The organism is Mycolicibacterium diernhoferi (assembly GCF_019456655.1).
In the GTDB taxonomy this organism is placed as follows: Bacteria; Actinomycetota; Actinomycetes; order Mycobacteriales; family Mycobacteriaceae; genus Mycobacterium; species Mycobacterium diernhoferi.
In genome coordinates, this window is sequence record NZ_CP080332.1 from 2,278,728 (window position 1) to 2,304,903 (window position 26,176).

General features: G+C 69.0%; 27 protein-coding genes. 16 read left to right on the top strand and 11 right to left on the bottom strand.

Annotated features, from left to right (window positions below):
- Window positions 1-113: 113 nt before the first annotated feature.
- Window positions 114-815, bottom strand: a complete 702-nt coding sequence (locus K0O62_RS10715) for an IclR family transcriptional regulator (protein ID WP_073855978.1) — start codon at window positions 813-815, stop codon at window positions 114-116.
- A gap of 76 nt (window positions 816-891) precedes the next feature.
- Between K0O62_RS10715 and leuC the strand changes: the two genes are divergently transcribed.
- The 3 genes from leuC (at window position 892) to K0O62_RS10730 (ending at window position 3,825) form a co-directional block, all read left to right on the top strand.
- Entirely contained in the window at window positions 892-2,331 is a 1,440-nt protein-coding gene (gene leuC, locus K0O62_RS10720; RefSeq protein WP_205870665.1) for a 3-isopropylmalate dehydratase large subunit, read from the top strand.
- A gap of 42 nt (window positions 2,332-2,373) precedes the next feature.
- Window positions 2,374-2,967, top strand: a complete 594-nt coding sequence (leuD, locus tag K0O62_RS10725; protein ID WP_073855980.1) for a 3-isopropylmalate dehydratase small subunit — start codon at window positions 2,374-2,376, stop codon at window positions 2,965-2,967.
- 204 nt (window positions 2,968-3,171) lie between these two features.
- Entirely contained in the window at window positions 3,172-3,825 is a 654-nt protein-coding gene (locus K0O62_RS10730; protein WP_073855981.1) for an HU family DNA-binding protein, read from the top strand.
- Between the two features lie 123 nt (window positions 3,826-3,948).
- On the opposite strand, the gene mutT1 is transcribed toward K0O62_RS10730, so the two are convergent.
- The 3 genes from mutT1 to cofC are packed head-to-tail and all read right to left on the bottom strand — an operon-like array spanning window position 3,949 to window position 7,814.
- Window positions 3,949-4,902 carry an 8-oxo-(d)GTP phosphatase MutT1 gene (gene mutT1, locus K0O62_RS10735; RefSeq protein WP_079244412.1) on the bottom strand — a complete coding sequence of 318 codons (954 nt, stop codon included), beginning with the start codon at window positions 4,900-4,902 and terminating at the stop codon, window positions 3,949-3,951.
- Window positions 4,903-4,931: 29 nt separating this feature from the next.
- The gene (locus tag K0O62_RS10740) at window positions 4,932-7,115 is read right to left on the bottom strand and encodes an RNA degradosome polyphosphate kinase (protein ID WP_073855982.1); all 2,184 of its coding nucleotides are present in this window, start codon (window positions 7,113-7,115) and stop codon (window positions 4,932-4,934) included.
- 39 nt (window positions 7,116-7,154) lie between these two features.
- Window positions 7,155-7,814, bottom strand: coding sequence for a 2-phospho-L-lactate guanylyltransferase (gene cofC / locus K0O62_RS10745; protein WP_073856199.1), 660 nt, complete (start codon window positions 7,812-7,814; stop codon window positions 7,155-7,157).
- A 44-nt stretch (window positions 7,815-7,858) separates the two neighbouring features.
- Here cofC and K0O62_RS10750 point away from each other — a divergent pair, with 44 nt between their 5' ends.
- Genes K0O62_RS10750 through K0O62_RS10760 form a run of 3 tightly spaced genes read left to right on the top strand, consistent with a single transcriptional unit; the run spans window position 7,859 to window position 11,119 of the window.
- The gene (locus tag K0O62_RS10750) at window positions 7,859-8,857 is read left to right on the top strand and encodes an NAD(P)H-dependent glycerol-3-phosphate dehydrogenase (protein WP_073855983.1); all 999 of its coding nucleotides are present in this window, start codon (window positions 7,859-7,861) and stop codon (window positions 8,855-8,857) included.
- A 17-nt stretch (window positions 8,858-8,874) separates the two neighbouring features.
- The gene (locus K0O62_RS10755; protein ID WP_073855984.1) at window positions 8,875-9,975 is read left to right on the top strand and encodes a cystathionine gamma-lyase; all 1,101 of its coding nucleotides are present in this window, start codon (window positions 8,875-8,877) and stop codon (window positions 9,973-9,975) included.
- A 40-nt stretch (window positions 9,976-10,015) separates the two neighbouring features.
- The gene (locus tag K0O62_RS10760) at window positions 10,016-11,119 is read left to right on the top strand and encodes a D-alanine--D-alanine ligase family protein (RefSeq protein ID WP_073855985.1); all 1,104 of its coding nucleotides are present in this window, start codon (window positions 10,016-10,018) and stop codon (window positions 11,117-11,119) included.
- A gap of 20 nt (window positions 11,120-11,139) precedes the next feature.
- Here the strand turns inward: K0O62_RS10760 and K0O62_RS10765 are convergent, their stop codons facing one another.
- Both K0O62_RS10765 and K0O62_RS10770 read right to left on the bottom strand, forming a co-directional pair.
- Window positions 11,140-11,682 (bottom strand): DUF3515 domain-containing protein, encoded by a 543-nt coding sequence (locus K0O62_RS10765; RefSeq protein WP_073856200.1) that lies wholly within the window; start codon window positions 11,680-11,682, stop codon window positions 11,140-11,142.
- A 10-nt stretch (window positions 11,683-11,692) separates the two neighbouring features.
- Entirely contained in the window at window positions 11,693-11,920 is a 228-nt protein-coding gene (locus tag K0O62_RS10770; protein ID WP_073856201.1) for an Lrp/AsnC ligand binding domain-containing protein, read from the bottom strand.
- 120 nt (window positions 11,921-12,040) lie between these two features.
- On the opposite strand from K0O62_RS10770, the gene K0O62_RS10775 reads away from it, so the two are divergent.
- On the top strand, window positions 12,041-12,991 hold the full coding sequence (locus K0O62_RS10775; protein ID WP_073855986.1) for a thiamine-phosphate kinase: 951 nt from the start codon (window positions 12,041-12,043) through the stop codon (window positions 12,989-12,991).
- A 27-nt stretch (window positions 12,992-13,018) separates the two neighbouring features.
- Entirely contained in the window at window positions 13,019-13,702 is a 684-nt protein-coding gene (locus K0O62_RS10780) for a uracil-DNA glycosylase (protein ID WP_073855987.1), read from the top strand.
- Window positions 13,703-13,746: 44 nt separating this feature from the next.
- Here the strand turns inward: K0O62_RS10780 and rpmB are convergent, their stop codons facing one another.
- Complete coding sequence (gene rpmB / locus K0O62_RS10785; protein WP_073855988.1) at window positions 13,747-13,941, bottom strand: 50S ribosomal protein L28; 195 nt, start codon at window positions 13,939-13,941, stop codon at window positions 13,747-13,749.
- 270 nt (window positions 13,942-14,211) lie between these two features.
- Between rpmB and K0O62_RS10790 the strand changes: the two genes are divergently transcribed.
- Genes K0O62_RS10790 through K0O62_RS10800 form a run of 3 tightly spaced genes read left to right on the top strand, consistent with a single transcriptional unit; the run spans window position 14,212 to window position 18,742 of the window.
- Entirely contained in the window at window positions 14,212-15,810 is a 1,599-nt protein-coding gene (locus K0O62_RS10790) for a fatty acid kinase ATP-binding subunit FakA (RefSeq protein ID WP_073855989.1), read from the top strand.
- 2 nt (window positions 15,811-15,812) lie between these two features.
- Window positions 15,813-18,041: an ATP-dependent DNA helicase RecG gene (gene recG, locus K0O62_RS10795; RefSeq protein WP_073855990.1), complete on the top strand. Its 2,229-nt coding sequence runs from the start codon at window positions 15,813-15,815 to the stop codon at window positions 18,039-18,041.
- A complete protein-coding gene (locus K0O62_RS10800; protein ID WP_073855991.1) occupies window positions 18,038-18,742 on the top strand; it encodes an HNH endonuclease family protein in 705 nt (234 codons plus the stop codon). Before recG ends, K0O62_RS10800 begins: the two co-directional genes overlap by 4 nt.
- On the opposite strand, the gene K0O62_RS10805 is transcribed toward K0O62_RS10800, so the two are convergent.
- Window positions 18,695-19,639, bottom strand: a complete 945-nt coding sequence (locus tag K0O62_RS10805; RefSeq protein WP_073855992.1) for an EamA family transporter — start codon at window positions 19,637-19,639, stop codon at window positions 18,695-18,697. The genes K0O62_RS10800 and K0O62_RS10805 overlap by 48 nt on opposite strands.
- Window positions 19,640-19,743: 104 nt before the next feature.
- Between K0O62_RS10805 and K0O62_RS10810 the strand changes: the two genes are divergently transcribed.
- Genes K0O62_RS10810 through K0O62_RS10820 form a run of 3 tightly spaced genes read left to right on the top strand, consistent with a single transcriptional unit; the run spans window position 19,744 to window position 22,011 of the window.
- On the top strand, window positions 19,744-20,664 hold the full coding sequence (locus K0O62_RS10810; RefSeq protein ID WP_073855993.1) for a LysR family transcriptional regulator: 921 nt from the start codon (window positions 19,744-19,746) through the stop codon (window positions 20,662-20,664).
- 58 nt (window positions 20,665-20,722) lie between these two features.
- Window positions 20,723-21,100: a BlaI/MecI/CopY family transcriptional regulator gene (locus K0O62_RS10815; protein WP_073855994.1), complete on the top strand. Its 378-nt coding sequence runs from the start codon at window positions 20,723-20,725 to the stop codon at window positions 21,098-21,100.
- The gene (locus K0O62_RS10820; RefSeq protein WP_073855995.1) at window positions 21,097-22,011 is read left to right on the top strand and encodes a M56 family metallopeptidase; all 915 of its coding nucleotides are present in this window, start codon (window positions 21,097-21,099) and stop codon (window positions 22,009-22,011) included. Before K0O62_RS10815 ends, K0O62_RS10820 begins: the two co-directional genes overlap by 4 nt.
- A gap of 36 nt (window positions 22,012-22,047) precedes the next feature.
- Here the strand turns inward: K0O62_RS10820 and K0O62_RS10825 are convergent, their stop codons facing one another.
- On the bottom strand, window positions 22,048-23,271 hold the full coding sequence (locus tag K0O62_RS10825; RefSeq protein WP_073855996.1) for a L,D-transpeptidase: 1,224 nt from the start codon (window positions 23,269-23,271) through the stop codon (window positions 22,048-22,050).
- Between the two features lie 119 nt (window positions 23,272-23,390).
- On the opposite strand from K0O62_RS10825, the gene K0O62_RS10830 reads away from it, so the two are divergent.
- Both K0O62_RS10830 and K0O62_RS10835 read left to right on the top strand, forming a co-directional pair.
- Window positions 23,391-24,050, top strand: coding sequence for a DsbA family protein (locus K0O62_RS10830; protein ID WP_073855997.1), 660 nt, complete (start codon window positions 23,391-23,393; stop codon window positions 24,048-24,050).
- The gene (locus K0O62_RS10835; protein ID WP_372512826.1) at window positions 24,047-24,871 is read left to right on the top strand and encodes a serine hydrolase; all 825 of its coding nucleotides are present in this window, start codon (window positions 24,047-24,049) and stop codon (window positions 24,869-24,871) included. Before K0O62_RS10830 ends, K0O62_RS10835 begins: the two co-directional genes overlap by 4 nt.
- On the opposite strand, the gene K0O62_RS10840 is transcribed toward K0O62_RS10835, so the two are convergent.
- Both K0O62_RS10840 and K0O62_RS10845 read right to left on the bottom strand, forming a co-directional pair.
- On the bottom strand, window positions 24,868-25,524 hold the full coding sequence (locus K0O62_RS10840; RefSeq protein ID WP_073855998.1) for a TetR/AcrR family transcriptional regulator: 657 nt from the start codon (window positions 25,522-25,524) through the stop codon (window positions 24,868-24,870). The two genes, K0O62_RS10835 and K0O62_RS10840, sit on opposite strands and share 4 nt — an antisense overlap.
- Window positions 25,521-26,132, bottom strand: coding sequence for a TetR/AcrR family transcriptional regulator (locus tag K0O62_RS10845; protein WP_073855999.1), 612 nt, complete (start codon window positions 26,130-26,132; stop codon window positions 25,521-25,523). The genes K0O62_RS10840 and K0O62_RS10845 overlap by 4 nt, the downstream gene beginning before the upstream one ends.
- Between the last annotated feature and the right edge of the window lie 44 nt (window positions 26,133-26,176).

Here is a 26,176-nt window from a genome sequence, read left to right on the forward strand (position 1 = left end):
CGATAGAGGCCCAGGAGAAATCCTGGGCCTCTTCTTCGTTTTCGGGTGTATTCGGTCGCCCGAGAGGGAGTCCGGCCGTGATTCAGGCCACGTACCGATCCCCGGCGGCGGAGCTAGAGGCGGCGGGTCAGTGCCTCGGACGCCGCGAGCAGATCGGCGGCCCAACGGGCGCCCGGCCGGCGACCCATCCGGTCGATCGGACCCGACACCGACACCGCCGCGATCACCGCGCCACGTCCGTCGCGCACCGGGGCCGACACGCTGGCGACGCCGGACTCCCGCTCTGCCGCGCTCTGGGCCCAGCCCCGGCGGCGAACCTCGGCGAGGGTGCGTTCGGTGAACTTGGCGCCCGCGAGCACCGCCTGCTGGGTGGCGGGATCGCTGTAGGCCAGTAGCACTTTGGCCCCCGAGCCGGCGGTCATCGGAAGCCGGGTGCCGATCGGGACGGTGTCGCGCAGGCCGGCCGGCGGCTCCAGGGAGGCGACGCAGACCCGCGAGCTGCCCTCCCGGCGATACAGCTGCACGCTCTCGCCGGTGAGTTCGCGCAGTCGGGGCAGGACGATGGCGCCGGCGGCCAGCAGTGCATCGTTGACCTGCCCGGCCAGTTCGGTCAGGGCCGGGCCCAGCCGCCATCGTCCTTCGTTGTCGCGGGCGAGCAGTCGGTGCACTTCCAGGCCCGCCGCCAGCCGGTGCGCGGTGGCGCGCGGCAGCCCCGTGCGTTCGCACAGTTCGGCCAGACCGCAGGGTGACTCGGCCACCGTGTGCAGGACGCCCACCGCTTTGTCGAGGACGCCGATACCGCTATCCTGTCTCACAGGGAGATACTAGCGTCCCGCATCGTGAGATGACCAGCCCGTCACGGCAGGACGCCCGAGTTGAATCGAGATACCCATGGAGCAGAACAAGCCCCGGACTCTGGCCGAGAAGGTGTGGGACGACCACGTCGTGTCCCGCGGCGCCGGAGAAGGTGCCGCCAAGGAACCCGACCTGATCTACATCGATCTGCACCTCGTGCACGAGGTCACCAGCCCGCAGGCGTTCGACGGTCTGCGGTTGGCCGGGCGTCCCGTCCGCCGGCCCGATCTGACCATCGCGACCGAGGACCACAACGTGCCCACGATCGACATCGACAAGCCGATCGCCGATCCGGTCTCGCGCACCCAGGTGGAAACTCTGCGCCGCAACTGCGCGGAGTTCGGCATCCGGTTGCATCCGATGGGCGACGCCGAACAAGGCATCGTGCACATCATCGGCCCCCAGCTGGGTCTGACCCAGCCGGGAATGACGGTGGTGTGCGGTGACAGCCACACCTCCACCCACGGCGCGTTCGGCGCGATCGCCATGGGTATCGGCACATCTGAGGTCGAGCACGTGATGGCCACCCAGACCCTGCCGCTCAAACCGTTCAAGACCATGGCGGTCAACGTCGACGGGGACCTGCCCGCCGGGGTGAGCGCCAAGGACATCATCCTGGCTGTGATCGCCAAGATCGGGACCGGTGGCGGTCAGGGCCACGTCATCGAATACCGGGGCAGTGCCATCGAATCGTTGTCGATGGAGGGCCGGATGACGATCTGCAACATGAGCATCGAAGCGGGCGCCCGAGCCGGCATGGTGGCACCGGATGCCACCACATTCGAATTCCTCAAGGGCCGCCCGCACGCGCCGACCGGCGCGGATTGGGATGCCGCGGTGCAGGCGTGGAGCCAGTTGCGCACCGATGAGGGCGCCGAATTCGACACCGAGGTCTACATCGATGCCTCGACCCTGAGCCCGTTCGTGACCTGGGGGACCAACCCGGGGCAGGGTGTGCCGCTCTCGGCGGCGGTGCCCGACCCCGAGATGATGCTCGACGACGATGCCAAGCAGGCCGCCGAGAAAGCCTTGGCTTATATGGATCTTCGAGCGGGTACCCCGATGCGTGAGATCGCGGTCGACACGGTGTTCGTCGGCTCGTGCACCAACGGCCGCATCGAGGATCTGCGGGTGGTCGCCGAGATCCTGGACGGCCGCAAGGTCGCCGACGGCGTCCGCATGCTGGTGGTGCCCGGATCCATGCGGGTCCGCGAGCAAGCCGAATCCGAAGGTTTGGGAGCGATCTTCACCGCCGCGGGAGCCGAGTGGCGTCAGGCCGGCTGCTCGATGTGTCTGGGAATGAACCCCGATCAGCTCGCCCCGGGGGAGCGTTGCGCGTCGACCTCCAACCGCAATTTCGAAGGACGGCAGGGCAAGGGCGGTCGTACCCACCTGGTGTCACCGGCTGTGGCAGCCGCCACAGCGGTGCGCGGCACCCTGTCTTCCCCTGCCGATCTGGCCCCCGTCGGCCGATAAGCCGCCCCCGGCTCAGCCTCAAACCGCTAGGAGTACCAGGACATGCAAGCTTTTGACACCCACACCGGGATCGGCGTTCCGCTGCGCCGGTCCAATGTCGACACCGACCAGATCATCCCGGCGGTGTATTTGAAGCGGGTCACCCGAACGGGTTTCGAGGACGGTCTGTTCGCGGCATGGCGCACCGATCCGTCCTTCATTCTGAATTTGGCGCCATTCGACAAGGGATCCGTTTTGGTGGCCGGCCCCGATTTCGGCACCGGATCCTCCCGGGAACACGCCGTCTGGGCGCTCATGGATTACGGCTTCCGGGTCGTCATCTCGCCGCGGTTCGCCGATATTTTCCGGGGCAATGCCGGCAAGGCGGGCCTTTTGGCGGCCGAAGTTTCCCACGACGATGTCGAACTTCTTTGGAAGCTGATCGAGCAGAATCCGGGCCTGGAAATCACTGTCAATCTTCAAGATCGAACCATTGCCGCCGGAACGGTCCTGCTGCCGTTCACGATTGATGACTACACCGCCTGGAGGCTGCTCGAGGGGCTCGACGATATAGGCCTTACGCTGCGGAAACAGGCCGAAATCGAGGAATACGAGCGGCACCGTCCGAGCTTCAAACCGAGGACTCTTCCGGCCTGAATTCGCCGGTTCCGGGCCCCCAAATATGGCCCGGCAACCTCATTCTCGGACGCCGGTACCACTGTCGGTGTGGGCCAACCGGATTGCAAAAATGTTCGCTAGCTACGCTTGAAACCGCGCGTGGCTCTTGGAAATATGTGCCCAATGGGTTTACCGTGTCCTCTAGTCGGTCCAAGGTGGACCACTGGACTTCGGAGGGTTTGCATGAACAAAGCAGAGCTCATCGACGCACTCACAACCAAGTTGGGCACCGATCGTCGACAGGCTACTGCCGCGGTTGAGAACATCGTCGACACGATCGTGCGTGCGGTGCACAAGGGTGAGAGCGTCACGATTACCGGCTTCGGCGTTTTCGAGCAGCGTCGCCGCGCCGCCCGTGTGGCTCGCAACCCGCGCACCGGTGAGACCGTCAAGGTCAAGCCGACGTCGGTTCCGGCCTTCCGGCCCGGCGCTCAGTTCAAGGCGGTTGTCTCTGGCGCGCAGCGTCTCCCGGCAGACGGCCCCGCCGTCAAGCGCGGTGTGGCCGCGGCTCCGGCCAAGCGTGGCGCCGCCAAGAAGGCTGCTGTCAAGAAGGCTGTCGCCAAGAAGGCCGCTCCCGCGGTGAAGAAGGCTGCTGTCAAGAAGGCTGTCGCCAAGAAGGCCGCTCCCGCGGTGAAGAAGGCTGCTGTCAAGAAGGCTGTCGCCAAGAAGGCCGCTCCCGCGGTGAAGAAGGCTGCTGTCAAGAAGGCTGTCGCCAAGAAGGCCGCTCCCGCGGTCAAGAAGGCTGCTGTCAAGAAGGCTGTCGCCAAGAAGGCCGCTCCCGCGGCCAAGAAGGCTCCGGCCAAGAAGGCTCCCGCCAAGCGCGGCGGCCGCAAGTAATTTCGGCAAGTACTGCAAAAGCACCCCAGAACTTAGGTTCTGGGGTGCTTTTGCGTGTGCCGGCGGGCTGGGGGTACCTCCCGCTTGCGGGGGAGAGCGCAGCGACCGGGGGAGTCGCGTGGCTCAGGTCTTGACGGCCAGCGGGCTGCCGATGTGGTCGGCGGCGACGAGTCGCCCGCCCACCGAGGACAGCACCCAGGTGCTGCCCTTGCGGTTGCGCGATTTGTCCGGACGCACACCGTCGCGTTCGCACCACCACGCGATGAGATCGGGAATCACCTTGCCCTGGGTGCAGATCACCGGTGTCGCTTCGGCGGACGCGGCGGCGATCTCCAGAATGCGGGCACGGGCGGCCTTGCGGTTCTGGGCGTAGGCCTCCTCGGTCAGCGAGGGCTCGACACCGATCTCGGTACCGAGTTCCTGGGCCAGTGGTGCCAGGGTCTGCTGACACCGCACCCGAGGCGCGGCGTGCAGTTCGGTCGCTCCGAACGCGAGCAGTTGCCCCACCAGCGATTCGGCCTGCGCGCGTCCGAGCTTGTCCAGGGGCCGTTTCCAGTCCTCACCTTTGTACTTGGATCGGGACCCGGCCCGGGCATGGCGCACGATGATCGTCGTCTGGGTATCGGCCGGCACTTTGGCGAAGCGTCGCAGTACCTTCCGGTCGTGGGCGTACTGCAGCCGCTTCATCGCCTCCTTGGGGGTGAGCCAGAGCAGCTCGTCGACTTCCTCGTTGGCGATGAACTCACCGTCACCGGCACCGGCGGCCCAGTACACGACCCGTTTCACGGTGTCTTCCACCGGATAACTGATGACGGCCAGCCGGCGGCCGAGACGGCTGTGAAAACCGGTCTCCTCCCGGATCTCCCGCACCGCGGTGACCGGATGGGCCTCGCCCGGGTCCACCTTGCCCTTCGGTAGGGACCAGTCGTCATAGCGGGGTCGGTGCACGATGGCGACCTCGGTTCGTCCCGCATGTTCGCGCCACAGCACGGCGCCGGCGGCGTGCACCACCGCACCAGCGGAGTGTGGCCCCGTCGCGGTCTTGCGGGTCGAGCTGTCCGACACATCAACTCCCATACGTTGTCAGTGGCCGACAGGTCGACGATCTAGGGCGATCGGTGTTTCGCCATCAGCGCGACCTGGTGGTCGCGCACGGTGTGGCCGGGCAGCGGCAGCGCCGTCCACCGCCCATCCGATTGGAGCTCCCAGCATCTGGTCGCCGGATCCATGGTGGATTCGAACATCTCGTCCAACTGGGCGGTCAGACGGGGATCCTTGACCTGTGCCATCACCTCGACCCGGCGGTCGAGGTTACGGTGCATCATGTCCGCGCTGCCGATCCAGAACTCGTTGATGGCGTGGAAGTGAATAATTCGGGAGTGTTCCAGAAAACGGCCGAGGATCGAGCGCACCACGATGTTCTCGGAAAGATCGGGCTGGCCCGGACGCAGCGCGCAGATCCCGCGCACCACCACCTCGACCCGGACCCCGGCGGCCGACGCCCGGTACAGCGCGTCGATCACCTGCTCGTCGACCAGAGCATTGGCCTTCAGCCGGATTCGCCCGTTGCCGCGCTCGCGGTGCGCGACGGCCTCCCGTTCGATGCGCTCGACGATGCCCCTGCGGACACCGTGCGGGGCGACCAGCAGATTGCGGTAGGAATCCTTGCGGGAGTACCCGGTCAGCGAGTTGAACAGATCTGTCAGGTCCGCGCCGATGTCGGGTGAGGCGGTCAGCAAACCGACATCCTCATACAGCCGAGCGGTTTTCGGGTTGTAGTTGCCGGTGCCGATATGGCAGTACCGGCGTATGGTCGACCCCTCCCGGCGCACCACCAGCGCGGTCTTGCAGTGCGTCTTCAGTCCGACGAGCCCGTACACCACGTGCACGCCGGCCTGCTCAAGCTTGCGGGCCCACTTGATGTTGGCCTGCTCGTCGAAGCGTGCCTTGATCTCGACGAGCGCGACCACCTGCTTGCCGGCCTCGGCGGCGTCGATGAGCGCGTTGACGATCGGGGAGTCACCGGATGTGCGGTACAGGGTCTGCTTGATCGCCAGCACGTTCGGGTCCGCGGCCGCCTGCTCGACGAACCGCTGCACCGTCGTGGAGAAGGAGTCATACGGGTGATGCACGAGCACATCGCCGTCGCGCAGTGTGGAGAAGATGCTCTTGGGTGTCTCGCGCTCGCCGAACGCCGCCGGGGTGGCGGGCACGAACGGCCGGTCCTTGAGGTCGGGCCGGTCCACCCCGTAGATCTGCCACAGCGACGAAAGGTCGAGCAGTCCCGGCACCTCGATCACATCACCGGGATGCACGTCGAGTTCGCGCAACAGCAGCTCGAGCATGTTCTCGGTCATGTCGTCGGCGACCTCGAGGCGCACCGGTGACCCGAACCGGCGTCGCGCCAGTTCGCGCTCCAGCGCCTGCAAAAGGTCCTCGTCACGGTCCTCGGCGACCTCGAAGTCGGCGTTGCGGGTGATGCGGAATGCATGCTGCTCCACGATTTCCAGACCCGGGAACAGCACCGACAGGTACGCGCCGATGAGTTCCTCCAGCGGCAGGAACCGCAGCGGGCCGGGGGTGCCGTCGGCGCCCTCACGCCGGGGCAGTTCCACGAACCGGTCCACGTTGTCGGGCACCTTGACGCGGGCGAAGTGCTGGGTGCGGTCATCGGGGTTGCGCACCGTGACGGCCAGATTCAGGCTCAGACCGCTGACGAAGGGGAACGGGTGCGCCGGGTCCACCGCCAGCGGTGTCAGCACCGGGAACACCTGCTCGGTGAAATAGGAGGACAACGCCGCGTGCTCGTCGTCCTCCAGGTCCGACCAGCTGACGATGAGGATGCCCTTCTCGGCCAGCGCGGGGCGCACCGATTCCCGGAACACCTGCGCATGCCGGCTGGAGATCTGCTGGGTCCGCTCACCGATGCGGCGCAACTGTTCCCGCGGTGACAGGCCGTCGGCCGAGCGCACCGACAGACCCATCTCGTCGCGGCGCTTCAGGCCGGCCACCCGCACCATGTAGAACTCATCGAGATTGGAAGAGAAGATGGCCAGGAACTTCGCCCGCTCCAGCAGCGGCAGCGAGGTGTCGGCGGCCAGTGCGAGCACCCGGGCGTTGAAGTCCAGCCAGCTCAGCTCCCGGTTGAGATAGCGGTCCTCGGGCAGGGCGTCCTCGACGGCGGCGGCGGTGGCCGCAGGCGGCACATCGGGGGCCGGGTGCACCACGGCGTCCACACCGTTCGTCGCTGTCCGGTCGGAGTCAGCAGTCGTCGTCTCGGCGTCCGTCATGACTCGATCATTGCCTATCGCCACCGTGCTTACCAGTGCTCAGCCATCGCTGCCGGTGCAGGGCAGTGCGCCCACCACCCGCCGGGTGGCCGGACCGAGCCCCAGCGTCAGCGCGGCCGTGAGGTCATCGGGGGTGTCGATGTCGCAGCGCAACCCCGGCCAGCTGCCGGTCAACGGCACCGCCCCCGAATCCGTATGCCGCTGTGTGGATTCCGTGCCGAAGCACGGGTCCAGCGGCACCCCGAACGCGAACAACGCCGAGGTTCCGGTGCCGTGCCGGTCCCCGACGAAACTGCGCGCGTGCCGCTCGGCGGAGGCCAGTGCCTCGGCCAGCTCGTGCGGTTTGAGGGCCGGCAGGTCACCTTGCAGGACAACGGTGTTGGCGGTGGTACCGGCGGTTTCGGCGGCGCGCAGCGCGTTGTTGAGCGGGTCGGGATGGCCGGCCGGGGTCGGATCGAGCAGGGCGTGGGCACCGAGGTCGCGGGCCGCCGCGGCGGCATCCGGGTCGGGGGTCACGACGGTGATCGAACTCACGGCCGGAACCGCGGCGGCCGCCGAGACGGTGTCCATCAGCATGGCCAGCACCAGATGCTCCCGCGCCGAAGCGGAGAGCACCGGTGCCAGCCGTGTCTTGGCCGCGGTCAATCGCTTCACCGCGATCAGCAAGCCGACCTCCGGCCGCGCGCTGGTGCCCGTCATATCCGCCATCCTGCCAGCCTTCCCGATGCAGCTAGGGTGAAGCGGTGGTCGAAGCCGCAGTAATGGGAGCCGGTGCGTGGGGGACAGCGCTGGCCAAGGTGCTTGCCGATGCCGGGAACGACGTGAGGTTGTGGACCCGCCGGGCCGAGCTCGCCGACGAGATCAATGCCACCCGGCGCAATCCGGACTACCTCGGGGACATCGCGCTGCCGGCCGGCATCCGGGCCACCGGTGACGCGGCCGAAGCGCTGGACGGCGCCTGCACGGTGCTGCTGGGTGTGCCGTCGCAGACGCTGCGTCCCAACCTCGAGTCCTGGAAGCAGCTGATCTCCCCGGACGCCACCCTGGTCAGTCTCGCCAAGGGCATCGAGCTGGAGACCCTGATGCGGATGAGCCAGGTGATCACCCAGGTCACCGGCGCCGACCCGGCGCGGGTCGCGGTGGTGACGGGGCCGAACCTGGCCAAGGAGGTCGCCGACGAGCAGCCTGCCGCCACCGTGATCGCGTGCACCGACTCCGGCCGTGCGGTCGCGCTGCAGCGGGCCATGTCCACCGCCTACTTCCGGCCCTACACGAACTCCGATGTGGTCGGCGCCGAGATCGGCGGGGCCTGCAAGAACGTCATCGCGCTGGCCTGCGGGATGGCCGCCGGCGTCGGCCTCGGCGAGAACACCTCGGCCGCCATCATCACCCGCGGGTTGGCGGAGATCATGCGGTTGGGAATCGCTTTGGGGGCCAAGGGGTCAACGCTGGCCGGCCTGGCCGGCGTCGGTGACCTGGTGGCCACCTGCACCTCACCCCAATCGCGCAACCGGTCCTTCGGTGAGCGGCTGGGCAAGGGCGGGTCGATGGAGTCGGCGCTGAGCGCCGCGCAGGGCCATGTCGCCGAGGGCGCCACGTCGTGCCAGTCGGTGCTGGCGCTCGCCTCGAGTTACGACGTGGAGATGCCGCTCACCGATGCCGTGCATCGGGTGTGCCATCGCGGGCTGTCCGTCGAGCAGGCGGTCATGCTGCTTCTGGGTCGCAGTACCAAACCGGAGTGACCGGAAAGGGGTACCCCATGGACGGATACGGTGACTCCACCCGAACCGTGAATGCTGTTGGTGCACACGCTGTTCCGGGTGAGCCGGTGGCGCCGGTGCCGTTTCCGGCCTCGGCGTACCACTTGTCCCCGGACGAGGCCGAGCCCATGGACACCTATGGCCGGGCCTCGAATCCGACGTGGCGGCAGCTGGAATCCGCCCTGGCCGAACTGGAGGGCGCGGCCTCGGCGCTGGCCTTCGGGTCCGGGATGGGGGCGATCAGTGCGGCCCTGCGGGTGCTGGCGAAACCGGGCACCACGCTGGTGGTGCCGGCCGACGGCTACTACCAGGTGCGCCGGTATGCCGCCGAATACCTGAAGCCGCTGGGGGTCACCGTGGTGGAGGCCGCCGCCGCGCAGATGTGCGAGGCCGCCGGCCACGCCGACGTCGTGCTCGCCGAGACCCCGGTGAATCCGACGCTGGACGTGGTGGATCTGCACCGGCTGGCCACCATCTGCCGGTCCCGCAGATCCACCTTGATCGTCGACAACACCGCGGCCACACCGCTGGGCCTGCAGCCGTTGTCGCTGGGTGCCGATCTGGTGGTCGCCAGCGCCACCAAATCCCTGGCCGGTCACAGCGATCTGCTGGCCGGATACGTGGCAGGCAGCCATCCCGGGTTGATGGCCGCCATCGAGCGGGACCGGCTGCTGGCCGGGCCGGTGCTCGGCGTGTTCGAAGCCTGGCTGGTGCTGCGCAGCCTGGGCAGCGCCGGTCTGCGTATCGACCGCCAATGCCGCAACGCGCACGCCGTCGCGCTGATGCTGCGCGATCATCCCGCCGTCCGCTCGGTGCGGTATCCGGGCCTGCCGCAGGATCCGTCGCATGCCGTGGCGGTGGAGCAGATGCGCCGGTTCGGCGGCCTGGTGTCCGTCGAACTCGCCGACGCGGGCGCGGTGCACCGGCTCGTAGAGCGCAGCGCCCTGCTGGTCGCGGCGACGAGTTTCGGCGGGATCCACACCTGTGTCGACCGCCGGGCGCGGTGGGGCGATCCGGTACCCGACGGATTCGCCAGGATCTCACTGGGCATCGAGGACACCGACGACATCGTCGCCGACATCGAGCGCGCCCTCACCTGACAAGCCGGGCCCGGGCAGCAGCCGGTAGCCTCTGCAGGTTGTGAATGCGCGTACCCGAGTCGCCGTCATCTACGGCGGACGAAGCTCCGAGCACGGGATTTCGTGCGTTTCCGCAGGAAGTATCCTGCGCAACCTGGACCCGCAGCGGTTCGAGGTCGTCCCGGTCGGCATCACCCCGGACGGGACCTGGGTGCTCACCGACGGCCGGCCCGAGACGCTGGCGATCGATGCCGGTCAGCTGCCGAACGTGACCGAGAGCGCGGGCACCGCGCTGGCGCTGGCCGCCGACCCGGTGCGCCGGGGCGAGCTGGTGTCGCTCGGGGAGGGCGCCGGCCAGGTGCTCGCCGCCGTCGACGTGGTGTTCCCGGTGCTGCACGGCCCCTACGGCGAGGACGGCACCGTCCAGGGCCTGCTGGAACTGGCCGGGGTGCCCTATGTCGGGGCGGGCGTGCTGGCCAGCGCGACCGGCATGGACAAGGAATTCACCAAGAAGCTTCTGGTCGCCGACGGGTTGCCGATCGGCGATCACGTGGTGCTGCGGGCCCAGCAGGACACCCTCACGCTCGACGACCGGGAGCGTCTGGGCCTGCCGGTGTTCGTCAAACCCGCCCGCGGCGGCTCCTCGATCGGGGTCAGCCGGGTCACGGCGTGGGATCAGCTCGACGGGGCCATCGCCGCGGCGCGCCGGCACGACCCGAAGGTGATCGTGGAGGCCGCGGTGATCGGCCGCGAGTTGGAGTGCGGCGTGCTGGAGTTCCCGGACGGCCGGGTGGAGGCCAGCGAGATCGGTGAGATCCGGGTGGCCGGGGTGCGTGACCGCGAGGACAACTTCTACGACTTCGCCACCAAGTACCTCGATGACGCCGCCGAACTGGACGTGCCCGCCAAGGTGGACGACGCCATCGGCGACGAACTGCGGGCGCTGGCGGTCCGGGCGTTCCGCGCCATCGACTGCCAGGGCCTGGCCCGTGTGGACTTCTTCCTCACCGAGGACGGGCCGGTGATCAACGAGATCAACACCATGCCCGGCTTCACCACCATCTCGATGTACCCGCGGATGTGGGCGGCCAGTGGGGTCGACTACCCGACGCTGCTGGCGACGATGGTGGACACCGCGCTCGCCCGCGGCACCGGCCTGCGGTAGGTCCTCGGGCGGACGATGAGCTACCGGGGCGGCCCGGGATCCAGCGGCTGAGCGGGCATGGTGCGTTCCAGCGCCTTGGAGATCAGCTGGATCGGGGTGGGGCCGGACCCGGTCGGCAGCGTCAACGCCACGTAGATGCCGCGGTCCACGGCATACCAGGTGCTGCTGCCGTGCGCCCTGGCCTCGAACCACTGCACCGTGTCGACGACCTGCAGCGGGGTGCCCACCACAAAGTCGGTGGGCCGTTGCAGTCCGCAGCGCAGAATCACCGGATCGGCCTGCGGATCGGCCTGCCAGGCGGCGGCACCGGCGGGCACCGGTTCGACGGCCTCGGCGCGATGGTAATCGCCCAGCTGTTCGGGAAGCTCCTCCATCAGCGCCTGGCACTGCGGGCTCTCGGCGTCCGGGGCGAGCGCCGCGGCGATGGCCACCGGTCGGTCCGGCGGGGCCGCCTGCCGGGTGGCGGCGAAGGTCAGGACCACGATCACCGCGGCCACGGCAACGCCGACCGCGGCGATGATCAGCGACCGGGGCGGTCCGTCGTGTTCGTCGGGCTGCGTCACATCGGTCACTCTAGGGCTGCTGGGCCCCGGCGATCGGGCAGGTCAACGTCCGGGTGATGCCGGCGGCGCGCTGTACCGCGGTCACCACGCCGCGGTGCAACTCGTCGGGGGTGTCGGCGCCGACCCGGGCCACCACGTCATAGGGGCCGGTCACGTATTCCGCCGAGCGCACTCCGGGCAGTTCGGCCAGCTGCTTCGCGACGACCTCGGCGCGGCCCACCTCGGTCTGAATCAGCATGAATGCCTCCACCACCGCCAGTGCCTCCGTTTCTGCTGCATAGACTCGGCGCCGCAGGGATCAAACGTACCGCAGGTCGCACCGGTGTTCAGGCCGGCTCCTGCCAGACAGGACGGTGAGATGGCCGACAGGGAGCCGACCTTGGCGCAGGTCGGGGAGTTCGGCGTCATCGACCGGATCGTGGCCGGCCGCCGACAGCCGGCCGCGGTGACGCTCGGCCCGGGAGACGACGCGGCGGTCATCACCGCCGCCGACGGCCGCACCGTGGTGTCCACCGACATGCTGGTCCAGGATCGGCATTTCCGGCTGGACTGGTCGACACCGCATGACATCGGACGCAAGGCCATCGCCCAGAACGCAGCGGATGTCGAGGCGATGGGCGCGTCCCCGACGGCGTTCGTGGTGGCCTTCGGGGCCCCGCCGGACACCCCGGCCGCGGCGGCTCAGGCACTGTCCGACGGCATGTGGGAGGAAGCGGCACGCTGCGGGGCGGGCATCGCCGGCGGGGACCTGGTCAGCGCCCCGCTGTGGGTGGTGTCGGTGACGGTGCTCGGCGACCTCGGCGGGCGGGCCCCGGTCCGCAGGGCCACCGCGCGTCCGGGTGACCAGGTCGCCGTGGCCGGGGACCTGGGCCGCTCCGGCGCCGGATATGCCCTGTGGCTCAACGGAATCGATGATCATGACGAGCTTCGGAAACAACATCTGGTGCCGAAACCGCCGTACGGGCAGGGCTTCGCCGCCGCCGACGCCGGGGCCAGCGCGATGACCGACGTGTCCGACGGGCTGCTGGCCGACCTCGGACACATCGCCGAGGCGTCCGGGGTGGTGATCGACCTGTCCACGCGGGCCCTGGGCGCCGATCACGACGCCCTGACCGCGGCCGCGGCGGCCACCGGCGGGGATGCCTGGGATTGGGTGCTGGGCGGTGGCGAGGATCACGCGCTGGTCGCGACGTTCCCCGGCGCGGTGCCCGCGGGCTGGCGGGTGATCGGCCGGGTGCGCGACGGTGCCGCCGCGGTGGTGGTGGACGGCCAACCGTGGCAGGGAAATCCGGGCTGGCAGTCGTACTAGCGCGGCGGCACGCTAGTTTGGGCGCTCGTGACACAACGCTCGCTGACCGATCTCGTCGATCCCGGCTGGGCGCGCGCGCTCGAGCCGGTCGCCCCGCAGGTGGCCGACATGGGGGAGTTCCTGCGCGCCGAACTGGCCGCCGGGCACCAATACCTGCCGTCGGGGGAGAACGTCCTGCGGGCGTTCACGTTTCCGTTCGAGGCGGTGCGGGTGCTCATCGTCGGCCAGGATCCGTACCCGACGCCGGGGCACGCGGTCGGCCTGAGTTTCTCGGTGGCCCCGGATGTGCGGCCGATCCCGCGCAGCCTGGCCAACATCTTCAACGAGTACGGCGAGGATCTCGGCTATCCGATGCCGGCCACCGGGGACCTGAGCCCGTGGGCCCAGCGCGGGGTGATGCTGCTCAACAGGGTGCTCACGGTGCGGCCGGGCACACCGGCCTCGCATCGTCGCAAGGGCTGGGAGGCGGTGACCGAATGCGCCATCCGGGCGCTGGTGGCGCGCCCGCAACCCTTGGTGGCGGTGTTGTGGGGACGCGATGCGCAGACGCTGAAGCCGATGCTGGCCGAGGGCGGGTGCGCCGTCATCGAATCGGTGCACCCCTCGCCGCTGTCGGCGTCGCGGGGGTTCTTCGGGTCAAAGCCGTTCAGCCGCGCCAACGAGTTGTTGACGCGGCTGGGGGCCGAACCGATCGATTGGCGCCTGCCCTAGCGGGCGGGGCGGCGGGAGGCCGCCCGCGCAGGCGCGGGGCGGAACTAGCCGCGGGTGACCTTGCCGGCCTTCAGGCAGGAGGTGCACACGTTCATCCGCTGCTTGTTGCCGCCGGGGCGGGTCACAGCGTTGACGCTCTGGATGTTCGGGTTCCAGCGACGGCTGGTCCGACGGTGGGAATGCGACACCGACTTGCCGAAGCCGGGGCCCTTAGCGCAGATATCGCACACGGCAGCCATGTCAGAACTCCTCATTAATCAGTACTTGGGGGTCAACGACCACATGACGGGTGACCCGACAACCCGATCAGGATACCGGCCCGGGCAGTCGTTCTCCAAAACGTGGCCTCCGCGCAGGCTCGCAGGCCGCGTTCGGTGCTCATGAGTCGCGCGCTGTGCGCGCTCACGGGCGCCTTTGATTATCCACAACGTGTGCAGCTGCGGCAGCGCTGTCGGCGGCGATGGCTATTCTTGCGCGCACGGGCTGGTCCGAGCTGGAAGGGTGGATTGATGTCGGCTGCGCGGCTCGATGCACCCGCACTGCGGCGCTGGGCGCACACCGCCGTCGGGCAGCTCATCACCCATACCGAGGAGATCAACCGGCTCAATGTCTTCCCCGTCGCGGACTCCGACACCGGCACCAACATGCTGTTCACCATGCGGTCCGCGGTGGCCGCACTAGATGTCCGCGACGATCTGGACCTCGCCGCGCTGACCGCCAGCCTGGCCGACGGCGCGCTGCGCGGCGCGCGCGGCAACTCCGGGGTGATCCTGTCCCAGATCCTGCGCGGCTTCGCCGACGTCGCCGCGGACCGGCGGGCGGCCGAGATCGACGGGCCGGCCTTCGCCGCGGCGTTGCACTGCGCCGAGAACCTGGTGGTGGCCTCGATGGGCGAAGCGGTGCCGGGGACCATCATCTCGGTGCTCGGTTCGGCCGCCGATGCCGCCGAGGAACTCGCCGCCACGGGCGCCGACGTGTCGACGGTGGTCGGGGCGGCCGCGGCCGCGGCGGTGGTGGCGCTGGAGCACACCCCCGATCAGCTCGACGTCCTGGCCGAGGCCGGGGTGGTGGACGCGGGCGGGCGAGGACTGCTGGTCCTGCTGGACGCGCTGACCGCGACGCTGGTCGGCACCGCGCCGCGGCGCGACACCTACGAACCGGCCGGGGATCCGGCCGAGCCGACGATCACCTCCACCGCGCCGCCGCAGTTCGAGGTGATGTATCTGCTGAGCGGCTGTGCGGCCGACGCCATCGAGGGCCTGCGCGCCGCGCTGGACGCGCTGGGGGACTCGGTGGCGATCACCGCCGGCTGCGGCGGAACCCATTCGGTACACGTGCACACCGACAATGCCGGTGCTGCCGTGGAGGCCGGCCTGGCGCTCGGCACCCTCACCGGCATCCAGATCACCGTGCTCACCGGCGCCCGCCCGGCGATGCAGACCGGGCGGGACCGGGCGGTGCTCGCCGTGGTCGACGGGGACGGTGCGGCAACGCTGTTCGCCGGTGAGGGCGCGCACGTGTTGCGCCCGCACGCCGGGGCGCCGATCAGTGCGCAGCAGTTGCTGCGGGCGCTGGTGGATACCAACGCCGCGCAGATCATGGTGCTGCCCAACGGTTTCATCGCGGCCGAGGAGCTGGTGGCCGGCTGCACCGCGGCCACCGGGTGGGGCATCGACGTGGTGCCGGTGCCCGCCGGGTCGATGGTGCAGGGACTCGCCGCGCTCGCTGTGCATGATCCGGCCCGCCAGGGCGTGGATGACGGATACACCATGGCGCGCGCCGCGGCGGGCGCCCGGCACGGTGCGGTGCGGGTGGCCACCGAGGAGGCGCTGACCTGGGCGGGTTCCTGCAAACCCGGTGACGGGCTGGGCATTGCCGGCGATGAGGTGCTGATCGTGGGCCGGGACCTGGCCGCCGCCGGGGCCGGGCTGATCGACCTGCTGCTGGCCGCCGGCGGGGAGTTGGTCACCGTGCTGATCGGCGCCGGTGTCGACGAGAAAGTGGGCGAACGTTTGCGTGACCATGTGCGGCAACGACATCTGGGTGTCGAACTGGTGAGTTACCGCACCGACCATCACGGTGACGCCCTGCTGATCGGGGTCGAATAGCCGTGGTCGCACTCAACGATCTGCTCGCTCCCATCATCGGTTCCAAGGCCTCCGACAAGCTGGAAGAGGCGTTCGGTATCCGCACCGTGAACGATCTGCTGCGGCACTATCCGCGCAAGTACAGCGACGGGATGAGCGTGCGCGAAGAAGGCGAGGCGATCGAACTCGAAGAGGGTTCGCATGTCACCTTCGTCGACGTCATCACCAAGGCCGAGGCCAACTACATGCGCAGGCAGACCGGCAAGAGGCAGCGAAAGTTCCTGCGGGTCACCCTGGGCGAGCGCAATCCACCGATCACGGCGACCTTCTTCAACGCCGAGTTCCTCGAGAAGAGCCTGACCGAAGGCACCCGGGTGATGCTGTCCGGGGAGATCGGCTACTTCCGGAACACGATGCAACTGTCCCATCCCGCGTTCCTGGTGATCGACTCGCCGACCGGAAGGACCATCGGCACCCGGTCGTTCGCGAAGATCGCCGATGCGTCCGGAGAGTCCGGCGCGGGCGTGCTGGCGGCGTTCGAGAAGGACTTCTTCCCGATCTACCCGGCGACCAAGAAGCTGCAGAGCTGGGACATCTACGCCTGCGTGCAGCAGGTGCTGGCCGTGCTCGATCCGATACCGGAGCTGCTTCCGGAATCCTTTCTGCGGCAATGGGATCTGGTGTCCGAAGACAAGGCGCTGCGGGGCGTGCACATGTCCGAGAACGCCATCGAGCGGGCCGCGGCGCAGGAACGGCTGACCTACGACGAGGCGATCGGGCTGCAGTGGGCGCTGGTGTCACGGCGCTACGGCGAACTCGGGGAGACCGGTCCGCCCGCCCCGCGCCGCGACGACGGTCTGGCGGCCGCTCTGCTCGGGCAGCTACCGTTCGAGTTGACCAACGGGCAGCGCGAGGTGCTCGAGGTGATCTCCGAAGAATTGGCCGGGGCCCGGCCGATGAACCGGATGCTGCAGGGCGAGGTCGGATCCGGCAAGACCATCGTCTCGATCCTGGCGATGCTGCAGATGGTGGATGCTGGCATGCAGTGCGCGCTGCTGGCGCCCACCGAGGTGCTCGCCGCGCAGCACTACCGGTCCATCCGCCAGGTGCTCGGGCCGCTCGCGATGGCCGGGGAACTCGGTGCGGCCGACGGCGCGACGGCGATCACCTTGCTCACCGGCTCTATGTCGCCGGCGCAGAAACGCCAGGCACGTGATGAGATCTATTCCGGCACAGCGGGAATCGTCGTGGGCACCCATGCCATCATCCAGGAGTCGGTGGAGTTCAGCCGGCTGGGCATGGTGGTTGTCGACGAGCAACACCGGTTCGGTGTCGAGCAACGTGACCGGTTGCGCGCCAAGGCCACCGGCGGCATCACCCCGCATCTGCTGGTGATGACCGCGACGCCGATCCCGCGGACCATCGCGCTCACGGTGTTCGGCGACCTGGAGACCTCGACCTTGCGCGAGTTGCCCCGCGGCCGGCAGCCCATCGCCAGCAATGTGGTGTTCACCAAGGACAAACCGTCCTGGCTGGACCGGGCGTGGGCACGGATCGTCGAGGAGGTCGCCGCCGGCCGGCAGGCCTATGTGGTGGCCTCGCGCATCGACGAGGAACCCGACAAGAAGAACGCCTATGAGCACGGCCCGCCGCCGGTCACCGTGCTGCAGGTGCTGGAACGGTTGAGCACCGGCCCGCTGGCCGGGTTGCGGCTCGGTCTGATGCACGGGCGGCTGGCGCCCGAGGAGAAGGACGCGGTGATGTCCGCGTTCCGGGCCGGTGAGATCGACGTGCTGATCTGCACCACCGTCATCGAGGTCGGCGTGGACGTCCCCAACGCCACCATGATGGTGGTGATGGACGCCGACCGGTTCGGCATCAGCCAGCTCCACCAGCTGCGCGGGCGGATCGGCCGCGGGCAGCATCCGAGCCTGTGCCTGCTGGTGACGCGGATGCCGGAGAGCTCCAAGGCGGGGGAGCGGTTGCGCGCGGTGGCCGGCACGCTGGACGGCTTCGCGCTGGCCGACCTCGACCTGCAGGAGCGTCAGGAGGGAGATGTGCTGGGCTACAACCAGTCCGGACGTCTCACCACCCTGCGATTCCTGTCCCTGGCCGATCACCTGGGCATCATCCAGGACGCCCGCAGCTTCTGCGAGTCGGCGTATCTGGACAACCCGTACCAGCCCGGGCTGGATGTGCTCGCCGCGCCGTTCCGCAACTCCGACCGCGTGCAGTACCTGGACAAGTCGTGAAACGGATCGGCCTGCTGGCGGCGGGGGCCGCGCTGGCGGTGCTGGTCGCGGTTCAGGTCACCACGCAACCCGGTGCGGACTCGGTGCGCTACGTCGCCGAGGCCGAGACCCCCACCGTGGCCCCGGGCGTCGACGTGCTGGCCGGCGTCCCCGAGATCCCGCTGCGCATCCGCGGTTACGACTACCGGCGCGCGGCGTTCGGGGAATCCTGGGATGACGACAACGATGCCCCGGGCGGGCGCAACGGCTGCGATACCCGCAACGACATCTTGGACCGTGATCTGGTCGAGAAGTCCTATGTGTCCATCAAACGGTGCCCGACAGCCGTGGCGACCGGCACGCTGATCGACCCGTACACCAATGCCTCTGTCGCGTTCGTGCGTGGCAACCAGACCGGCGCGTCGGTGCAGATCGACCACATCGTGCCGCTGGCACTGGCCTGGGATCTGGGTGCGCGCAACTGGTCTGATCAGATGCGGCTGCGGTTCGCCAACGATCCGGCCAACCTGCTGGCGGTGTCCGGGGCGGCCAACCAGAACAAGGGCGATGGTGAGCCGGCGGTGTGGATGCCGCAGAACCGGGCGTTCTGGTGCCAGTACTCGGTGCAGTTCGCCGCGGTGCTGCGCGGCTACGGGCTGCCCGTCGACTCCCAGTCAGCCCAGGTGTTGCGGGAGGCCGCCGGGACCTGCCCGACCGGCTGAGGCGGCGCCTCGTCGGCCGGGGAGAGCGTGCGCGGGCGGCGCCGGTTGGCTCACGGTGACGGTGACGGCCGAGACCACCACGACGAGCATGGCGAACACGTGCACCCAGGTGAGGGTCTGGCCGAGCAGCAGCCAGCCGGCGGCGCCGGCGACGACCGGTTCCAGACACAGCAGCACGCCGAAAATGCGCGGGCTCATCCGGCGCATGGCCACGAATTCCAGTGAGTACGGGATCAGCGAGGACAGCAGGGCCATGCCCACCAGGGGGATCAGCACCGCCGGGACGGTGGCCGCGAGGTCGCCGACGGCCCCGACACCGAACGGGGCGACCACGAACGCACCGATGAGGATGCCGATCGCGAGTGACCCCTGCCCGGGCATGCGGGTGGTGACCCGCTTGCCGGCCGCGATGTAGAAGGCCCAGAAGGCGGCCGCGATCAACGCGTAGCCGACACCGACGGGGTCGAGCCTGTCCCCGCCTCCGCCGCCGCCGTGTTCGCCGAAACCCAATACCGCGATGGCCGCGGCCGCCGCCAGCACCCAGCCCAGGTCGCGGCGCCGCCGGGACAATGCCGCCGAGAGCAGGAGAGGCCCGGCGAATTCGATGGTGACGGCAATGCCGAGTGGGATGCGCGCGATGGCGGCATAGAAGAACCCGTTCATGCCGGCCATGGCGAAGCCGAAGAGCAGCACGGCTTTCCAGGTGTCACGATCCCAGCCGAAGGCGCGCGGCCGGTGCAGCGCCAGCAGCAGCAGGCCCGAGATGAGCAGACGGGCGCCGGTCGTCAGCCCCGCACCGAACTGCGCCAGCAGCGGTATCGCGATCACCGCACCCAACTGCAGCGACATGCACGACCCCAGGATCATCAGGATGCTCGACGGAGCGCGCGCGGACATGCAGCCATCCTCGACTTCGGGGCTATCATCAGTCCAGCGAGTCTTTTTGAGTCATATAGGTAAGTAATTCTGATGAATGATCGGCCGGCTGCGGGAGGCGCACCATGCTGAATCTGCAGCGCCTCATCGTCCTTCACGAATTGGAACGACGTGGCTCGCTCGCCGCGGTCGCGCAGTCGCTGAACTACAGCCCCTCGGCGGTGTCCCAGCAGCTCACGACGCTGGAGCGCGAGGTGGGCACGGCACTGACCGAGCCGATCGGCCGCAGTGTCCGGCTCACCGATGCGGCGCGGATCCTGGTCGAACACACCCGGGTGGCGATCGCCGCCATCGAATCGGCGGAGTCCGAACTCGCGGCCTCGGTGGGCGCGGTGGGCGGCAGCCTGCACATCGCCTCCCTGCAGACCGCGCTGCTGTCCCTGCTGCCGGCGGTCCTGGAGACGCTGGAGCGGGTGCACCCGGAGTTGCACGTGGACGTCTCCCAGCGCGATGTGTCCGAGGCGGCGTCGGGTCTGCTGGCGGGAACGTTCGACGTCGTGGTCGGAGAGGAGTACCCGGGCGGATCGCTGCCGGCGCGCGCCGGGTTGCACCGCAGGGATCTGGGGGCCGACGAGATGCTGCTCGCCGTGCCGGCCTCCGGTCCGTGGAGTGCGGTGAATTCGTTGTCGGAGGTCGCGACGGCGCCGTGGGCGCTGGACCCGGTGAACTCCGCGCCCGGACGGTGGGCCCGGGCCACCTGCCGCGACAGCGGATTCGAACCCGATGTCCGGTTCGACGGGGTCGACCTGCTGGTGCACCTGCAGATGGTGCGGGCCGGGCGGGCGGTGTCGTTGGTGCCCTCGCTGCTGCGCGCGGAATGGGCGCACGGCGTGCGCCTGGTGGAACTGCGTGGTGCGCCGAGCCGGCGGCTGTTCACCCTGACCCGCAGCGCGCGGGTGGCGCATCCCGCCGTGCATGCGTTCCGGGAGGCACTGGCAACGGCATTCGACGCTCAGCGGTCCGTCGCCGCCGGCCGCGCATTCTGATCGCGGCACCGATCTACGTAGCCGGGGCGTAGATTGGGCTGCCAGAACGGAGGTACGGATGCAGCAGCGGGGGTTCGGTGATCTCGAAGCCACGGTGATGGATCGGGTCTGGGGCCGAGAAGACGGTGTCACCGTTCGCGAGGTGTTCGAAGAACTCTGCGACGCGCGGCAGATCGCCTATACGACCGTGCTGTCCACGCTGGACAACCTGCACCGCAAGGGTTGGGTGCGTCGCGAGCGGGAGGGTAAGGCCTACCGGTACTGGGCGACCATGACCCGTGAGCAGCGCTCGGCCAACCTGATGCGGGCGGCGTTCCAGACCGGCGGCAGGCCCGAGGCCGTTCTCGCCTTCTTCGTCGAGCAGATGTCCGACGAGGAGTCGGCGCAACTGAAGGCGGCGCTGCGGTCATCGGCCACCCAGAAGCGACGCCGATGACGGCCGCGGTCTATCTGCTGCTCTACGGGATACTGGTGACCTGGCTGGCACCGCCGCTGCTGTCACGGTTGACTCGGGGTGGCCTGAATCCGCGCCTGGGGGTGGCAGTTTGGCTCACCGCGATCCTCGGGGTGCTGGCAGCCTGGTCGGTCGCGGTCGTCCTGACCGTCGTGCACGGTGTGCGCGGGCTGCCCGAATCCCCGGTGATCGTGGTGTGTCTGGAGTTGCTCGGCATCCCCGAACAGGTTGCCACACCGAGTGTGGAGGGCACCGTGCTGCTCATCGCTGCCGCCGTGCTGCTGTGGACGGTGGTCGGGGTGCGGGCGGGCCGGGCCGTGCGCGGGCTGTGGGCGAGCAGTCGTGAGCACGCGCAGGCGGCCCGGTTGATCGGTGAGCCCACCGACCGCCCGGATGTCTTCGTGCTGAACGCCGAACGGCCGGCCGCGTACTGCGTGGCGGGCCGCCCGAATGCCATCGTGGTGACCAGCGCCGCGGTCGAGCGCCTCACCGGATCACAACTGGATGCGGTGCTGGCGCACGAGAACGCCCACATCACCGGTCGTCACCACCAGTTGTTGATGGTGCTGCGGGCGCTGGCCGCGACCCTGCCCCGGTTGCCGTTGTTCCCGCGTGCCGCGGACGCGGTCGGCGAACTGCTGGAGATGTGCGCCGATGACCTCGCCGCTCGCCGGCACGGCGGCCGAACCCTGGTGGCCGGGATGGTCAAGCTGGCCGGGCCGGTCGCACCGGCGGGTCTCGGAGTCGCCGCGTCCGCGATCACCCGGCGGGCCAACCGGCTGCTGATACCGGCGCACCCCGGCAGCCTGCGGTGTCACCGGGTGACCGCCTGGGCCACCATCGCGGTGACCGTGGCGGCGCCGGTGGTGGTCAACCTGATCTGTCGGCACTGATCCCGCTGCGCTCCGGCGCGCCGAACCACTGACCGATCAGGTGACGGCGTTACCGGCCTTCCACTGCGACCAGGGGATGTTCCAGTCGCCGAGGCCGTCGGTCCCCGACAGCGTCGGCCCGACGGTGTTGACCACTTCGACGATGTCGCCACGTTTGGTGTTGTCGTAGAACCACTTCGCGTTCTCGGTGCTGACGTTCAGGCATCCGTGGCTGACGTTCGCCCGGCCCTGGCTGCCCACCGACCACGGCGCGGCGTGCACGAAGATCCCGCTGTAGGACATCCGGGTTGCCCACTTCACCTCGGTGCGGTATCCGTCCGGGGAGTTCACCGGTACACCGTAGGTCGACGAGTCCATCACCAGGTCGGCGAGGCGCTCGGCGATGATGTAGGTGCCGTTGTCGGTGGGTGTCTTGTCCTTACCCATCGAGATCGGCATCGTCTTGGCCACTTCGCCGTTGACGCGCACCGTGAGGGTCTTGGTGGCGTCGTCGGCGGTGGCGATGACCTCATCGCCGATGGTGAATCGGGTGCTGGCGTCGTCCTGGCCGAACAGCCCGTCGCCCAGGTCGACTCCGTAGGTCTTCGCCTGGACTTCGACGGTGGTACCGGGCTTCCAGTATTTCGCTGGGCGCCAGCGCACTTCGCGGCCACTGATCCAGTAGAAGGCGCCCTCCACCGCGGGTTTGGTGGTGACGGTGATGGCGCGTTGGGCGGCCAGCCGGTCGGGAATGACCTCGTCGAAGGTCACCGAGATGGGCTGGCCGACGCCGACCACCGCGCCGTCGCCGGGCATCAGGTAGGGCATCGTCAGATACTGCGGGGAGTGGGTCTCGAAGGTGGCGCTGGTCCGCGTCACCCCGCCGAGGCCGAATGCGGCTGCGGTGAGGGTGTATTCCTTGTTGTAGCCCAGCGGCTCGGCCGAACGCCATGAGACGCCGTCGGGGCTCAGCTCACCGTCGACCACCCGGCCCTGCGCGTTGACCAGAGTCACCTCGTCGAGGACGCCGGCCTCGACGCTCACCGTCACCGGCTGCTCCACCGACACCCCGATGTCGCCCTCGGTGACCGAGGACTTCAGTTTCGGGACGAGCAGATCGCCGTACGGCGTGCCCTTGTCGGTGACGGTCTGGGCCGTCGGGGGTGCGGGAGCGGTGCTGCAGGCGTTCAACCCGAGGATGAGGGCGAGCACGGCGAGCAGTGTCAGTGGGACACCCAGAAAGTTTCGTCGTCTGACGGTTGCCGATGTCATCCGCCGCATCACCGTTGTCCTGCCGTGTGTCGAAGTGCCGTTGCGCTAACATCCTACGTAGCGACTACGTAGATGCACGTCAGCGCGGGTGCCCGGCGCCGTCAGCCGCGGATCGGGGGAGAAGTCCAGTGCTCAAGACTCGGGCCGGGCGGGCGGTGATCACCGCCGTCGGCGTCCTGATCATCGTGGCGGTGGCGATCGTCGTGTTGATCAAGGGCGGCGACCGCGAGCGCGGTGCCGAGACGGCGGAGACCGGATCGGCGCAGGTGGTGCGCGACAGCAGTCATCGACTCACCGACCCGCGCGATGCGCAGGCGACCTTCGTGGAATTCCTCGACTTCGAATGCGAAGGCTGCCGCGCCGCCTATCCCATCGTGGAACAACTGCGCGCGGAGTACGGCGACCGGGTCGAGTTCGTCCTGCGCTATTTTCCGCTGTCCGGGCACTACAACGGCGAGCGCGCCGCCCGTGCCGTGGAAGCCGCCGCACAGCAGGGCCGGCTGGAGGCGATGTACCGAAAGATGTTCGAAACACAGGCCGAATGGGGGGAGCAGCGAGTGCCCGCCGACGGTGTGTTCCGCGGTTTCGCCGAGGAGCTCGGGCTGGACATGGCGGCATTCGACAAGGCCTACGACGAGCCGGCGACACTGGAACGCATCCGGGTCGACCAGCGAGATGGCGAGCTGCTGGGTGTGCAGGGCACGCCCACCTTCTTCGTCGACGGCGAGCAGATCCTGGTGCGCAGCGTGGACGATCTGCGAAACGCCATCGACGGCGCCTTGCGGTGACCCGGATCTGTGGGCCGCTCGCGGTCCTGCTGCTGTGCCTAGCGCTGGTCGCGGCGCCACCGGCAGCGGCGACCTGCACGGCAGGCGATGCGCAATGTGTGCTGCGCCAGCGCATCGCGACGGCCGAGGCGTACATCGCGGGGCGGCCGGGAACGATCGGGTTCGTGCTGCGCGACCGGGTGACCGGCGCCCGGTATCGCAGCGCCGCGGCCGCAACCCCGATCTGGACCGCGTCGACGATCAAACTGGCGATGGTCGCCGATCTGTTGACCCGCGAGCAGTCCGGCGCGCTGCGCCTCAGCGCGGCGGACCGCCATCAGATGGCGGCGATGCTGCGCAGTTCGGACAACGACGCCGCCGACGACCTGTGGTCGCGCTACGGCGGACCGGCCAACGTGTTCAACGTCGGCTTCCTCCGGTACGGGATGGCAAGCGTGCGGCCCCAGCCCGGATTCGGGGATGTCTACCCGTACTGGGGGTTCCAGAAGGGCACCGCCGACGATTTCGACGCCCTGATGAACTATGTGCTGACCGGTCTCACCCCGGCCAACGCCGCCGCGGTGATCGCCGAGATGCAGCGGGTCGACCGTTCGCAACAGTGGGGTGTCTGGGGCGCCGGCTCCGCGATGTCGCCGGGCAACAAGAACGGCTGGTCGCAGGAAGAGGGCGGCTGGGTGGTCAACTCCGTCGGTTTCGCCGGGCCGGGGCAGCGCTACACGTTGGCCATCATGAACGCGCTGGGCGGACGGGGCGGATACGACGACGGCGTGCAGACGACGACCGAGGTGGCACGAATTCTGCTGGGGCCCAGCGGCGGTTAGCCCGCCGGTTGCCAGCCGTACATCGCGGTGTCCATCTGGTCGTCGTCCAGCGGGTCGACGGGCAGGCGGATCTGGCCATCCCGGCGCCGCAGACCTTCGAGCAGCAGGGCGACGTAGCGATGCCACAGCTCGGGTTCGACATGGCCGGCCCATTCGCTCACGGTGCCGGCCAGCAGGCTCAGGATCGGCATATCGGTGTGCGCGGCATCGGCGCGCAGGTAGCCGTCGGTGCGGGCCCGCTCGAACAGCCGGGAGACCGGGGGCACCAGCCGCTGCCGGGCGCACGCCACCGAGTACCCGCCGTAGGCCGTGCTGAACACCATCTCCCGCAGGCCGCGGTCGGTCGCCGTCAGCCCGCACATCTGCTCGACGAACCACACGAACCCGTCCCACGAGTTCGGCTGCGCGAGAGCCGATTCTGCCAGGGCCACGATCTGGTCGATGGCGCTTTCGAAGATGGCGTCCAGCAATTCCTCTTTGGTGGCGAACCGCCGGTACACCGTGCCGACACCCACCCCGGCGTGGTGGGCCACATCGTTGAGGGTGGCTTCAAGGCCGCGCTGGGCGAACAGGTCACGTGCCGCATCGAGGATGCGTTGCCGATTTCGCTGGGCGTCCTTGCGTAGGGTGCGGGGTTCGTCGACGGATGTCATCGCTGGTCCCGTTGCGCGGTGACCGCGCTGCCGAGCCAGCGCCGCAGGAACTTTCGCAGTTCCTCCGGGGAGCGTCGGGCGTCGTTGGGGGCCACGAAGAAGGACAGCATGATCCGCAGGGTGAACTCGACCAGCTCCTGCAGGCTGGCCTCGTCGTATCCGTGTGCAGCCCAGTCCACATCGAAGCGGTCGATCATCCGCATGCCGATGGCGCGAGCCTCTTCCGAGGTGAGGTCCTCAGTGTGGTTGTGCGGGTAGGACTCCGAGAGCAGGATGCCCAGATGCGGGGTGCGCCCGACCTCGGCGAGCGTGAACAGCGTGCCCTCGGTGAGGGCCTCGGCCGGATCGTGGATGCCGCGCACGTGGGTGGCCAGTCGGTCCAGGAAGGCGTCGACCGAGCCCATCGCCACCGCCCGCATCAACGCGTCGGAGGTGGGGAAGTAGCGGTACACGGTCTGGCGGATGATGCCGAGCGAGGTGGCGACATCGGCCAGGGAGATGGCTTTCCCGGTGGCGCTGACCAGGTCGACGGCCGCGGTGACGATGCGGCGGGTGGCTTCCTCATCGGTCTGGGGTGGATCTCCGCCCCAACCGCGCCTGCGTGCCATCGTCGTCTTTCGCTCGTGAGTCGGAGAACGCGACGGTAGCACGC

Coding starts and splice junctions, on each gene's coding strand:
- K0O62_RS10805 (WP_073855992.1), bottom strand. CDS start 19,639: ATGTCCGCGCGCGCTCCGTCGAGCATCCTGATGATCCTGGGGTCGTGC.
- K0O62_RS10825 (WP_073855996.1), bottom strand. CDS start 23,271: ATGCGGCGGATGACATCGGCAACCGTCAGACGACGAAACTTTCTGGGT.
- K0O62_RS10740 (WP_073855982.1), bottom strand. CDS start 7,115: ATGACGGACGCCGAGACGACGACTGCTGACTCCGACCGGACAGCGACG.
- K0O62_RS10815 (WP_073855994.1), top strand. CDS start 20,723: ATGCAGCAGCGGGGGTTCGGTGATCTCGAAGCCACGGTGATGGATCGG.
- K0O62_RS10775 (WP_073855986.1), top strand. CDS start 12,041: ATGGCCGACAGGGAGCCGACCTTGGCGCAGGTCGGGGAGTTCGGCGTC.
- K0O62_RS10755 (WP_073855984.1), top strand. CDS start 8,875: ATGGACGGATACGGTGACTCCACCCGAACCGTGAATGCTGTTGGTGCA.
- mutT1 (WP_079244412.1), bottom strand. CDS start 4,902: ATGGGAGTTGATGTGTCGGACAGCTCGACCCGCAAGACCGCGACGGGG.
- K0O62_RS10810 (WP_073855993.1), top strand. CDS start 19,744: ATGCTGAATCTGCAGCGCCTCATCGTCCTTCACGAATTGGAACGACGT.
- cofC (WP_073856199.1), bottom strand. CDS start 7,814: ATGACGGGCACCAGCGCGCGGCCGGAGGTCGGCTTGCTGATCGCGGTG.
- K0O62_RS10730 (WP_073855981.1), top strand. CDS start 3,172: ATGAACAAAGCAGAGCTCATCGACGCACTCACAACCAAGTTGGGCACC.
- K0O62_RS10845 (WP_073855999.1), bottom strand. CDS start 26,132: ATGGCACGCAGGCGCGGTTGGGGCGGAGATCCACCCCAGACCGATGAG.
- K0O62_RS10770 (WP_073856201.1), bottom strand. CDS start 11,920: ATGCTGATTCAGACCGAGGTGGGCCGCGCCGAGGTCGTCGCGAAGCAG.
- K0O62_RS10820 (WP_073855995.1), top strand. CDS start 21,097: ATGACGGCCGCGGTCTATCTGCTGCTCTACGGGATACTGGTGACCTGG.
- K0O62_RS10790 (WP_073855989.1), top strand. CDS start 14,212: ATGTCGGCTGCGCGGCTCGATGCACCCGCACTGCGGCGCTGGGCGCAC.
- K0O62_RS10840 (WP_073855998.1), bottom strand. CDS start 25,524: ATGACATCCGTCGACGAACCCCGCACCCTACGCAAGGACGCCCAGCGA.
- leuC (WP_205870665.1), top strand. CDS start 892: ATGGAGCAGAACAAGCCCCGGACTCTGGCCGAGAAGGTGTGGGACGAC.
- leuD (WP_073855980.1), top strand. CDS start 2,374: ATGCAAGCTTTTGACACCCACACCGGGATCGGCGTTCCGCTGCGCCGG.
- rpmB (WP_073855988.1), bottom strand. CDS start 13,941: ATGGCTGCCGTGTGCGATATCTGCGCTAAGGGCCCCGGCTTCGGCAAG.